General features: G+C 64.5%; 10 protein-coding genes. 2 read left to right on the plus strand and 8 right to left on the minus strand.

Annotation, left to right across the window (positions count from 1 at the left end; all coding sequences use genetic code 11):
* Positions 1-17: 17 nt before the first annotated feature.
* The 6 genes from RB548_RS09395 to RB548_RS09420 all read right to left on the minus strand — a co-directional run bounded on the left by RB548_RS09395 (position 18) and on the right by RB548_RS09420 (position 8,551).
* Complete coding sequence (locus RB548_RS09395) at positions 18-2,180, minus strand: CHASE2 domain-containing protein (protein ID WP_331374661.1); 2,163 nt, start codon at positions 2,178-2,180, stop codon at positions 18-20.
* A gap of 219 nt (positions 2,181-2,399) precedes the next feature.
* Positions 2,400-3,554 (minus strand): transporter substrate-binding domain-containing protein, encoded by a 1,155-nt coding sequence (locus RB548_RS09400; RefSeq protein WP_331374662.1) that lies wholly within the window; start codon positions 3,552-3,554, stop codon positions 2,400-2,402.
* Between the two features lie 104 nt (positions 3,555-3,658).
* Positions 3,659-4,258 carry a YdeI/OmpD-associated family protein gene (locus RB548_RS09405; protein ID WP_331374663.1) on the minus strand — a complete coding sequence of 200 codons (600 nt, stop codon included), beginning with the start codon at positions 4,256-4,258 and terminating at the stop codon, positions 3,659-3,661.
* 524 nt (positions 4,259-4,782) lie between these two features.
* A complete protein-coding gene (locus RB548_RS09410; RefSeq protein WP_331374664.1) occupies positions 4,783-7,011 on the minus strand; it encodes a xanthine dehydrogenase family protein molybdopterin-binding subunit in 2,229 nt (742 codons plus the stop codon).
* Positions 7,008-7,985, minus strand: coding sequence for an FAD binding domain-containing protein (locus tag RB548_RS09415; protein WP_331374665.1), 978 nt, complete (start codon positions 7,983-7,985; stop codon positions 7,008-7,010). The genes RB548_RS09410 and RB548_RS09415 overlap by 4 nt, the downstream gene beginning before the upstream one ends.
* Before the next feature lie 2 nt (positions 7,986-7,987).
* Positions 7,988-8,551 (minus strand): (2Fe-2S)-binding protein, encoded by a 564-nt coding sequence (locus RB548_RS09420; RefSeq protein WP_331374921.1) that lies wholly within the window; start codon positions 8,549-8,551, stop codon positions 7,988-7,990.
* Between the two features lie 315 nt (positions 8,552-8,866).
* Between RB548_RS09420 and RB548_RS09425 the strand changes: the two genes are divergently transcribed.
* Complete coding sequence (locus RB548_RS09425) at positions 8,867-9,775, plus strand: helix-turn-helix transcriptional regulator (RefSeq protein ID WP_331374666.1); 909 nt, start codon at positions 8,867-8,869, stop codon at positions 9,773-9,775.
* Positions 9,776-9,851: 76 nt separating this feature from the next.
* Here the strand turns inward: RB548_RS09425 and RB548_RS09430 are convergent, their stop codons facing one another.
* Entirely contained in the window at positions 9,852-10,478 is a 627-nt protein-coding gene (locus RB548_RS09430; RefSeq protein WP_331374667.1) for a hypothetical protein, read from the minus strand.
* Between the two features lie 229 nt (positions 10,479-10,707).
* Between RB548_RS09430 and ppk2 the strand changes: the two genes are divergently transcribed.
* A complete protein-coding gene (gene ppk2, locus RB548_RS09435; RefSeq protein ID WP_331374668.1) occupies positions 10,708-11,628 on the plus strand; it encodes a polyphosphate kinase 2 in 921 nt (306 codons plus the stop codon).
* A gap of 116 nt (positions 11,629-11,744) precedes the next feature.
* On the opposite strand, the gene RB548_RS09440 is transcribed toward ppk2, so the two are convergent.
* The gene (locus RB548_RS09440) at positions 11,745-12,176 is read right to left on the minus strand and encodes a DUF4168 domain-containing protein (RefSeq protein ID WP_331374922.1); all 432 of its coding nucleotides are present in this window, start codon (positions 12,174-12,176) and stop codon (positions 11,745-11,747) included.
* Between the last annotated feature and the right edge of the window lie 9 nt (positions 12,177-12,185).

Consider the following 12,185-nt stretch of genomic DNA (forward strand, 5'->3'; position numbering starts at 1 on the left):
TGCATAGTTTCAAAGGGTTAGACTCGTTCGGCCAATCCTGATTTGCCGTGATCTGCGAAGTGGTCGGCCCGGCGCGATATCCGTCGGTAGAACTCCGTCAGCCCCGGGAGCGTCGCTGCCTTGAGCTTTGCCGCGTTCAGGATCTTGCGGTTCGGCACACGGGCCCGCAGGGCGTCGATAAGTTTCAGATGGAGGCATCTGAGTTCGGCGAATTCGGCGGAAGCGCCGAGTTTTTCGTCGCCCACGACGGCGAAGAGCCTTGTCCGCGTGCTCTTTCCCTTGAGCGCCAGCATCCCCGCCTCGAGCAGGGCATGGCCCGGCAGCACCTTCGCGGTCTCCTCGGACACCAGAATGTCGAAGTGGACATCCTTGCACGACGCCTCTATTCGCGCCGCGACGTTGACCGTGTCGCCGACGGCGGAGTAGTTGAAGTGGGCCTCGGCGCCCATGTTGCCGACGCAGGCGATGCCGGTGTGAATGCCGACCCCGATCGCGATGGCTTGCTCCTTTCCGAAGCCGAAGGCGTCGTCGGCATTGAGGCGGAGCAGCGTCTCGCGCATGCCAAGCGCCGCGCGAACGGCCTTGCCCGGGTGTCCGGCGACGTCGACGGGGGCGTTCCAGAATGCCATGATCGAATCCCCGATGAACTTGTCGAGCGTGCCTTCGTTGGCGATCACGTGGCGGCTCAGCGCATCGAGCAGCGTGTTCAAGAAGCCGACGACGGCGGTCGGCGCCAGCCGTTCGCTGATTTCGGTGAAATTCCGGACGTCGACGAACATCACGGTCAGCTCGCGGTCGTCGCCGCCGAGGCGCAGCGCATCGCGCGTGTGCTCGATGCGGTAGAGCAGCGACGGCGAAAGATACTGGCCGAAGGCCCGCCGGACCGCGCGACGCTCGCGGTCGGTGACGAGGAAGCGGAATGCGGTGGCCGCGAAATGGGTGATCGACGCGCTGACGATCGGGGCCAGTGGATCAAAAAGCAGCCCGCCATAGAGGAAGGCGAGCCAGGAGGCGATGAGGGCAAGCGCGGTGATGGCCAGGCCGCAGGCGAGCGCGACCGCCGGGCTGACGAAGGTGGTGAGCACCACGAGCAGCGTGCCGGCGACGGCAATGGACAGGATCTCGAGGCCATCCGCCCAGTCCGGGCGCGAGAGAAAATGGCCGGACAGGATCTGCTCCACCGTTTGCGCGTGCAGCGAGACGCCGGGAACGTTCTGCCCGAGGGCGGTCGTGCGAATGTCCTGCAATCCTGCCGCCGACGTGCCGATAAACACGATACTGCCCTCGATGGCAGACCTCACCTCCGGCGGCGCCCCAGCGGGGGCGAGCACGTGCCTGGCCGAGACGTAGCGTTCCACCCTGTCCGGGCTGACATAGAGCCAGAGCTCTCCGGCCGCGGTCACCGGAACCACGAAGTCCCCGATCTTGGCGTCCGTCAAGGTATCCGTCACCTCCGGGGCAGCGGCGAGCACATAGGTCGAGGCGCCCTGCGCCACCCTCAGCGCTTCGAGCGCGAGGTTCGGATAGAACTGTTCGCCGTCGCTTAGAAATAGCGGAACGGCGCGCACGACCGCCGACGTCGCGCCGGGATTGAGGCTGATATGGCCGATACCGGCGGCATTGGCCTCGAGTTGTGGCCTGAGTGGCGTCGCCGCCTTAAGATGCGGAGGCGCGCCGAAGGGGCTTTCGCCGGTAAAGGCGAAGCCGGCCTTCACCGGCGGGCGATAGTTCCCTTCGTTGGAAATGCCGAAGCCCAGCACGACAGGTCTGTCCGCGATCGCCTGGGCGAAGATCTCGTCGTTGTCGGGCATTTGACGAAGCAGCGACGGGTCGATCCCGCCAACGTCGCGCACCACGTTGCGCGGCGACAGGCGATCGGGCTCGGCAAAGAGAATGTCGAATGCGATCGCCGACGCGCCCATCTCCGACAACCGGTCAACCAGGGCGGCGATGCGATTTCTCGGCCACGGCCACTGACCGAGCTCCCGGAGCGACGCCTCATCTATGTCGACGATCCGCACCGGCATGTTCTCGAAGGTGCGCGGCTTGATACGCTGGTACTCGTCGAATGTGAGATTGCGGGCGAGCCGCAGCAACGGCGGATCGCTTGCCCGCAGCATGGTCAGAGCCGCTACAATCGCCAAGCCGATAATGACGCCCACCTGCTGCGCGCGTGTCATGCAGCATCCGCCCCCCTACAGCGCCGCGCGTCCAAACAGACGCGCAAAGGACGCTGCAGCACTTTGAACCGCTGCATGTCTTATCCTTAAATCGGCTACGATCTAAGAAAACATGCAGTAGCGCGGGCAAGCTTACTGCATAATCCGGCAAATCGGAATCGGATAAATTATGCGGCAATTCAAGGCGTTACGGCGCGACGACTGGACCTTGGTGCGCGTTCAGCGTTTCTCGCCAAGATAGTTGAACAGAGTCTGCTTCCATTTTTCGCTGCGGATCGCTTCAAGGAGGGCCACATCGGTCGCATTGCGGTAACGGCTCCCCGTCGGCATGGCAATGCCGTAGCTCTGCGGTTCGAAAGTCACATCGAGGACTCCGACCGAATTCGAAAACTTCTGTGCGACAAGCCACGCAAGCAAAGGTTTGTCGTACACAAAGGCATCGATCGAGCCCGACATCAGCATGCTCAGCCCGTCCTCGACGCGGTCGAAATCGCGGTGCGCGATGCGTTCCCGGTCGAGAAATCCGAGCGTTGCCGATCCCGCCAATGCACCGACACGCACGCCGGGCAGGTCATCGACACCGTTCACGACGCCGCGGATCTGTCGCGTCGTCAGCGCCGACGTCACACTCGCGGTAAAGACGGCGATGGTTATGATCGAGACCACCATCCAGATGATCGCAAGCGCGCGTCCCGCGAGCGTTCTCGGGCCGCGGTGACCGGTACTGGCCTGCGTCATCACCTCGGCGGACCACCAGATGCTGGCGCCGAGCCCCTTGGCTGCGCTGCCGCCGAATTCCTCGTTGTGCCGGCGTTCGAACAACCAGATCAGAGCGCCGACCAGAAACGAGATGCCGATGAGCGCACCGGCTGCCTGGAGGAAACCGAGCGAGCTCATTGTCCGGACGATTTCGCGCCATATCGAAACCCGGGTGAGCGAGACCGCGATACCGAGCCCCGTGTTGTAGAAGGGCTGCGAGAAGTCCACGCTGCGCTCGCGCTCGGGCGAGATGGTTATCGCCGCGACCGAGAGGTCATAGTCGCCCCGTGCCGTCGCCTCGACGAGGCTCTGGACCGATGGCTCTTCGACCAGGCGGAACTTGAGGCCGTGTTCCTGAGCGATCTGCCGCCAAAGTTCGATGGAAATGCCGGTCCAGTTGCCGTCCGGTTGCTTCATCGAGAACGGCGGCGCCTCCTTGGTGCCGACGACAAGCTCGCGATCCGGGAAGTCCGCCGCCGGGCCGCTGGCCGGTGCCTGACGACCGGTCTGCGCCGCAGCCGCGACCGCGATGACGGTCACCATCGCGAAAACGAGCGCCGGCAGAAGACGAGAGAAACGTCTGCCTGTGCGTTGCCGGTTTCTGAAGGTGTGCATCACCCCCCAATTCCTTCCCATCCGACGCCATGTCCACACTGTCAGACGAAGTCCGATCCTTACGTGCCCAAGCGCCGTTGCGGGACGGGACCTGAGCAGAGTGGTTATCTCCTCCCCTGCGGGTAGATCGTCTCGCCGCGCTTCAGCATTTCGACGAAAGTCTCGATCTTCTTCTTCCGCCCGGCTTCGGTCTTCATGTTGTGGGTGCGGAATGCGAGCGCAAAGCGGTTCTGTTCGCTGAGCTTCGCGAGCATTTCCCTGGCCTTGGGTTCGGCGTCGATGGCGGCCTTCAGATCGTCCGGGATCCTCATGTCCTTGCCGCTCGCATAGGCGCGCTCCCAGCGCCCGTCCGCCTTTGCCGCTTCCACCTGCCTCAACCCATGCTCGGTCATCCGGCCCTCCTCGATCAGCCGGGCGACATTGTCGACATTGATCTGGCTCCAGGTGCTTTTCCTGCCGCGCGGCGTGTAGCGCTGGAGGAAGCTCTTGTCGTCGAGCCCCTTGCGCAGGCCATCGATCCAGCCCCAGCACAGGACGACGTCGATCGCTTCCTTGGGTGTGATCGAATTGAGCCCTGAGCCCACCTTGTGAATCTTGATCCACACTTCGTCCGCCGTGTCGTGGTGGCTGCCGAGCCACCGGTAGAAGCTATCGGCGTTCTCGAACTCGCGGATCTTTTCCGGATCGACCGTCACCGCCGCCATCGGCCGACCTGCCGTTTCACTACCGCCATGCTGTGTATCGCCTCCACCAAAATCGCGTCGCCATCATCACGCAGCGGGCGCCAGAGTGCAACGCGTAGTGGTTATAGCCGATGCGGTCGCTTGGCGTGGCAGGCTTTTCCAGCCTAAGATTGTCCCACGCGCGGCGCTGTAGGCGCGGGAGAAAACGATGGACGATCCGGGACTGCGCTTTCGCTCGGGCAAAGTCGATGAACCGCTTCCTTCACCCGTCAAGCCTCTCCAAACCCAAAAGCGAGCCATTCACGGTGCGGACGCACGTGGCTGGATCCCTGTGACGAGCACAGGGATGAGGTGCCTGGGGCGGCCGTACGGAACAGCCAACTGAGTGACGTGGGCGAAAAAGCATCCGCCAAACCCATTACGCTACTACCGCGTGCCGTGGCACCTGAAAAGACGCACGGCACTGCAGTAACCGTCCGGAATTGCGCAAAGGCGAGAAACTTCCACGTCCGGCCGGCGGCACCGGCCGGATGCGTCTTCTGTCATCAGGCGAGCATATCCTCAATCCGGATCGGCAGTGTGCGCACGCGGATGCCGGTCGCGTGGTAGACCGCGTTGGCGATGGCGGGCGCCATGCCGACGAGCGCGATTTCGCCGAGACCCTTGACGCCGAGCGCGTTGACGTGCGGGTCCACCTCGTCGACGAAATGCGCTTCGATGTCCGCGATATCGAGATTCACGGGCACGAGGTAATCCGCCATATGCGCATTGACCGGACGGCCGTCGCGCTGATCGAGCACGGTTCGCTCCATCAGCGCCATGCCGATACCGCCGACCATGCCGCCGGTACACTGGCTGGCTGCAAGGCGCGGATTGACGATGCGACCGGCCCCATAGGTGCCCAGCGCGCGGCGCACCCGGATCGTGCCGACATCGGGATCGACGGCCACCTCGGCAAAGACAGCACCGAAAGCATGCATGGAATATCGGCTGGCAATATCGGGATCACGGCTGGCTGATGCATTCGCCTCGATCGGTCCGCCGGCACTCGCGACAATGTCGCCATAGGTCTGGCCGGGCGCGGTATCGCCGCGACGGCCAAGACGCCCCTCCTCCCACACGACCCCATCGATCGAGGCGCCGAAGACCGGCGAGCGCTGGTCGGCGATGGCGCGCCTTGCGGCCTCTTCCTGCACCGCGATGCAGGCGGCGCAGATCGCCGAGCCGACGGACGCCATCGTCCAGGAGCCGCCATGGGAGGGAGCCGGCGGAAAATCCGAGCGACCAAGGCTGAAGCGGACGCTGTCGACCGGCAGGCCGAGCGTCTCGGCGGCAACCTGCGTCATCGACGTGTAGGTCCCCGGCCCCATGTCGCTTGCCGCCACCTCGATTTCGGCCGTGCCGTCGGGAAGGAGCCGCGCGAGCGCGCTCGACGGAGCGTGAAACGCAGGATAGCTCGCGGACGCGACACCCATGCCGATCAGCAGCCGCCCATCGCGCATGGAGCGCGGTTTCGGATCCCGCTTCGACCAGCCGAAGCGCTCGGCACCGGCATCGTAGCACTTCATCAGCGACCGGCTCGAGAACGGCTTATCCGCCGCCTCGTCGATCTCAGGCTCGTTCAGGCGGCGCAGTTCGATCGGGTCGAGGCCGAGCTTGTAGGAAAGCTCGTCCGCTGCGCATTCGAGCGCGAAGACGCCGCTCGCTTCCCCCGGGCCGCGCATGTAGGTGGGCGTGCCCGTGTCGAGCTTCACGATCCGGTAGCCGGTGCGCACATTGGGGCAGGAATAGAGGAAGCCCGTGACCGAGGTCAGCGCCTCGATGAACTCCTCGTAGCGGCTCGTCTCTCCGACGCCCTCGTGGATCAGGCTCTTGAACTTGCCGTCTTTCGCCGCCCCGAGCGCGACACGCTGGAGCGTGCGCGGACGGTGGCCGGTGGTGTAGAACATCTGCTTGCGGGTCAGCACCAACTTGACCGGCCGGCCCACCTCGCGCGCCGCGATGGCCGCGAGCGTGACATGCGGCCACGTCCTGAGGCTGGTGCCGAAGGCGCCGCCGACGAAGGGACAGATCACCTGCACGTTCTCCACCGGCAGGCCGAAGATCGCCGCGATCTCGGCCTGTTCGTTGACCACATACTGGCTCTTGCTCCAGAGCGTCAGCCGGTCGCCGTTCCAGGCCGCGATGGTGGCGTGCGGTTCCATCGGATTGTGGTTTTCGCGAGCGATGTCGTAGCTCTCGTCGATTTTCACCTCTGCACTCGCGAGCGCGGCGTCCGCGTCACCCCGCGCGGCGTCGGCGAGCGTGCGCGCGCCCTCTTTCCTGGCGGCCTCCGGAACGACGGCATTCGCGATCAGGCCCGACGGGTCGACCACCGGCCGCTCCGCCGTGTAGCCGACATTGAGCGCCGCGGCGGCACGCTCGGCATGGTCGAGCGTGTCAGCAACGACGATCGCCACCGGCTGGCCCCAGAACCGCACCTGATCGTCCTGCAGCACATGCAGGCGCTCGCCGATGGCGGGATCAATCACGCCCTTGTGCTCGCCATAGGCAAGGCGCGGCGCATTGAGGTGGCTGATTACGGAAATTACGCCCGGCATGGCGGAGACGGCGTCGACGCCGATCTCGGTGATGCGGCCAAGGCCGGCCGTAGCGCTGACGATCACCGCATAGGCCTGGCCCTTCTGGTTGAAATCGGCCGCGTAGCGCGCGCCGCCGGTTACCTTGGCGCGGCCGTCGATGCGGGGAAGCGGTTGTCCGATGACGTTCGTCATGCCAATTCTCCAACCATTTCGAGCGTGCGGACGATCGTCCGCTGCAGGAGTTCGACCTTGTAGTGATTGCCGGCTGCCGGCCGTGCGCCTTCCGCCGCCAGCCGCGCAGCTGCCTCGAAGACCGGGCGGGACGGCTCCTTGCCGATCAGTTCCGCCTCCGAGGCGCGCATCCGCCACGGGCGGGTTCCGACCCCGCCGCAGGCGATCCGCACCGAGCGGATCACGCCGCCCTCCGTTTCCATGGCGACGGCCGCCGAGACCAGGGCGAACTCGTAGGACTCGCGGTCACGCACCTTGAGGTAGCGTGCGCGACGGCTGTGGGGGCCGCCCGGCACGCGCACGTCGAGGATCAGTTCGCCCGGCTCCAGCGTGTGTTCGAGATGCGGCGTATCGCCCGGCAGCAGAAAGAGATCCTCGACGGGAAACGTGCGCTCGCCTTCCGGCCCGCGCACGCTCATCGTCGCGTCGAGCGCAATCAGCGCGACCGCAACGTCCGACGGGTGGGTGGCGATGCAATGACCGCTGACGCCGAGGATGGCGTGGCCGCCGTTGAGCCCATCGATCGCAGAGCAGCCCGAGCCCGGCTCGCGCTTGTTGCACGGGGCATCGAGCATTCGGAAATAGGGACAGCGCACGCGCTGCAGGAGATTTCCGCCGATCGAGGCGACGTTGCGCAACTGCGGCGATGCGCCTTCGATCAAGGATTCGGCGACAAGCGGCTGCAGACGCAAGGTGTCGGGATGGGCGGCGACCTCCGTCATCCGGGCAAGCGCGCCGATGACGAGATCGGAGCCTTCGATGCGGATACCTCCGAGCGGAAGGGCGTTGATGTCGACGAGCCGTTCGGGACGCTCCACCTCCTCCCGCATGAGGTCGATGAGCGTGGTCCCGCCGGCGATATAGCGTGCGCCCGCGGCCGCGGCGGCGATCGCCTCCTGCTCGCTGCGGGCCTTTTCGTAGCTGAATGGCAGCATGGTCAGGTCCTCCCGGCGGCATCGGCGACAGCGGCAACGATGCCCGGATAGGCCCCGCACCGACAGATGTTGCCGCTCATCCAGAACCTGATCTCCTCCGGTGAATGGGCGTGGCCCTCGGCGATGCAGCCGACGCCGGACATGATCTGGCCGGAGGTGCAGAAACCGCACTGGAGGCCATCATGCTCGATGAAGGCCGCCTGGAGCGGATGGAGTTCGTCGCCTTTCGCCAGCCCCTCGATCGTGGTGATCTCGGCGCCGTCATGCATCACCGCGAGCGTCAGACAGGAATTGATCCGCTTGCCGTCGACCAGGATGGTGCATGCCCCGCAAGCACCCTGGTTGCAGCCCTTCTTCGTGCCGGTGAGGTCAAGCGTTTCGCGAAGGACGTCCAGCAGCGACTGGCGCGGATCGAGTTCCAGTTCGCGCGAATTCCCGTTGACGGTCAGTCGTATGCGCGCTGGCGTCATGCTCGTGCCCTCCTGGTTTGCGGTAGTAGCGGCGGATGATGCGGCCAGCGCCGTGCCGGATGGGATGGCCGCTAGCGTCGCGGCTCCTGCTGCCATCTGTAGAACGTCGCGTCGGGAAAGTTCGTAATGGACGGTCTCTGTTCCGCCCGATAATCGCGCTTCCCCGCTTTCGGGTTTGTCATGTCCGGACATGGTAACGCAGACTCCTTGCTGGGGAACGGCGTGTTCGCTCTTTGAGGTGATTAATCGATTTACGGGAGTGACAACGCACCAAGCTTATGCAGGCATCCCAAACGCGCCAGCGCCCGTATTGCTGCGTTTTGTACGAAAGTGCTATGTATTTGCGGGGCGCGCCCGAGAACAAAACAGCGTTGGGCTCGACCGGAAATTCCTCATGATCGGAGTTCGCGGATGGCCAGCGGAGCTTATGGCGAGCGGTTGGGCGAGGCTGTCGGGGCCGAATCGCCGCCGAGCATTCTTGTCCAGCGACTGCAAAGAACGGACTTCGCCGCCACGCGCGTCAGTTGGGACAAGAGGGAAAGCGGGCGCCTGGGCCGGATCGAACGGGAGGACGGCTATCTTGTCTGTCTGCAACTGCTCGATCTTGAGCCCCACCCCTACTGGGTGGAGGGTCGCCCGGTGACGATTGCGCCGATCAGGAGCGGGCAGTTCACGCTTCTGGACCTGAATTGCGAGCATTCCTCCGTCCTCGCCGATCCCATCGACTGCCTGGCGATCTACATATCGCGCCAGGCGCTCGACAGGATCGCCGAGGAGCGCGGCGTTTCGCGAATGAGCACAATCGGTATTGCGCCGGGCGTTCCCCTCGACGACGTTGTCGTCCGCAGTCTCGGCAGCAGCCTGCTGCCCGCATTACAGAGGCCCGAACAGGCCAGCCAGCTGTTCCTCGATCATGTCGGCATGGCCCTGCTCGCCCATCTCGGCAGCGCCTATGGCGACATGCGGGCTGCACACAGGCCAAAGCGCGGTGGCCTTGCGCCCTGGCAGGAGCGGCGCGCCAAGGAGATCCTCATGGGGCATCTCGACGGCGAAATCGCGCTCGAGGACCTCGCCCATGAATGCGGCCTATCGCGCAGCCATTTTGCCCGCGCCTTCAAGGAGACGACCGGCGCCCCACCGCATCGGTGGCTGCTGGCCCGCCGCATCGAGCGCGCCCAGGACCTGCTCTTGAACTCGAACCTGTCGATCACCGAGATCGCCAGCAGTTGCGGCTTCGCCGACCAGAGCCACTTCACCCGGGTCTTCGCCAAAATGGTCGAGACAGGCCCCGGCGAATGGCGGCGATGTCGGCGGTGGTAGCAGCAGTTTCGACAAGCGCCTCCGCCGCCGGTCTGCCGATCATGGCGCCGGCGGCGGAAGCATGAGCTGCGGCCGCTCAGTTCGCGGCGAAGCAGTAGAAAAGGCCGTCGCCGCCGGTGGTCTTGAACGCCTCCACCGTGCAGCCGCCGCGCGTCTTGTGCAACGAATTCCAGGATTTGGCCGCGGCGGATTCGTCGAGGCCCATGCGGTCGCTGTGGCCGACGATTGCCACACCCTCCGCTCCACCCATCGTCCAGTTGCCGCAGGTGTCCGCTGCGGCCGTGCCATCGGGGTTCGACCCGGTCAGGATGTCGTGGCGGTTCGGCGTGTCACCGCGGCCGTTGATGACCTCGCCCTTCTCGTTGAGCGCGGTCTGCTTGGTCAGGTTGTTCTTGTCGCTGTGGAGCGATGCGACGTCGTCGGCGATCTTTTCGCCCTTGGCGTTGTACCACGGGCCTCCGCCGATGCGGTCCTTGGCGTTTTCCGCATCGGTGGAAAGATAGGCTTTCCAGGTCTTGCCGGACGAGCCGCCGGCGATTGCGAGCTGCGCGCAATAGGCGTCGGCCCCTGCAAGGCCGCCAAGGTCGCCGCCCTTGCCGGGATTGGCGCTGGTGACGAAGAAGCTCATGCTCGTGTCCTGGGCATGGGCGGACACGACCGAACAGGCCAAGGCGGCCGCGAAAAGTGCAACTGCGCGATTCATAGTCTCCTCCCTGATGCAGGTTCAAACCGGCGACGAAGAGCCTATGGCGGCAAAGACGGGAGTAAAATCAAAACCTTGTGATACGGTTCTGGAGTGCTGCCCATGGCCTGGCGAGCGAGCGGCCCCGGCGCGGGTGGCCGCCCGCCGTTCAAATTACTTTCATGCGGTTGTGGAATAAGACGCGACACAAGCGCATCATGCCGCGGCCCCGCAGCGCCGGAGAGATGACATGAACAAGTCGACGACCGAAACGGAAGGCCCGGACTGGCTGGAGGCCGAACTGGCCGACACGCTCGACGAGGACTATGAACTCGAGCTTTCCGAACCGGCCCTTTCCGAAGAGATCCGCAAGATCTACCGAAAGGCGCACCCGCCCTCGATCCCGCGCATCGAATACTTCCGCGCGCTGCTCAAGCTACAGGCGGAGCTGATCAAGCTGCAGGACTGGGTCGCTTATCACAAGGAGAAGGTCGTCGTTATCTTCGAGGGGCGTGACTCAGCCGGAAAGGGCGGCGTGATCAAGCGCATCACCCAGCGTCTCAACCCGCGCATCGTGAAGGTCGTGGCGCTGCCGGCCCCTTCCGACCGCGAAAAGACGCAATGGTATTTCCAGCGTTACGTGCCGCATCTGCCGGCCGGCGGCGAGATCGTGCTCTTCGACCGATCCTGGTACAACCGCTCCGGCGTCGAGCGCGTCATGGGCTTCGCAACCGAGGACCAGGTTGAGCAATTCTTCAACGACGTGCCGGAGTTCGAGCGCATGCTCGTGCGCTCGGGCATCAGGCTCGTCAAATACTGGTTCTCGATTACCGACGAGGAGCAGCAGATGCGGTTCCTGGTGCGCATCCATGACCCGCTGAAGCAGTGGAAGCTGTCGCCCATGGACCTGCAGTCGCGGGTGCGCTGGGAGGCGTATACCAAGGCTAAGGAAGAGACCTTCGCCCGCACCAACATCCCGGAAGCGCCGTGGTACATCGTCGAGGGCAACGACAAGAAGCGCGCTCGGCTCAACTGCATCGACCACCTGCTCCAGCAAATCCCCTACGACGACGTGCCGCACGAGGACATCACCCTGCCCGAGCGGGTGTTCAATCCGGACTATGAGCGCAAGGTATTGCCGCTGGAGCTCTACGTTCCGTCAAAATACTGACGGGCAGCCACGGCGCGGCTTCCGGGCGCGGAAAGATACGCTGGACTTTGCAAGAGTGCCCGCGCTTTCGCGGGCACTCCATTTGATGCGCGTTGTGGCGGTAGGTACCGTACCGGCTATTGCTGCGCGGGTGCCTGCGCCGGTGCGGAGCTCTGGATCTTCTCCTGAACCTTCTTCGCCAAAGCCGGATCGTTCTGCGCGGCCGTCAGAATCGATGTGTATTCCTCGACCGAGATGCCCTGAGATGCTTCAACGGCCTGGACCATCTGCTGGCTGGCTTCGGTCTTCAGCTTGTCCTTGGCGGTCTCATCCGCTGTCGCCTCGATCTTCGCCGAATACTCCTGCCTGACCTTGTCGACTTGCAGATAGGCCACGGCAAAGGCCTCGATCTTCTGATCGCTTACGGCCCCGCCGCTGCTATCGGGCTGACCTTGCATCGGCTGCGTCTGTTGCGCTTGAGCCACTTCCAACGCGAACGCCGGGCTGTAAGCCATCATGCCGAAGACCGCAGCGGTCAACGTTGCAACGGTTTTATAACGAGTGATCATGTTCATTCC

Source organism: Sinorhizobium chiapasense (assembly GCF_036488675.1).
Classification (GTDB): domain Bacteria; phylum Pseudomonadota; class Alphaproteobacteria; order Rhizobiales; family Rhizobiaceae; genus Sinorhizobium; species Sinorhizobium chiapasense.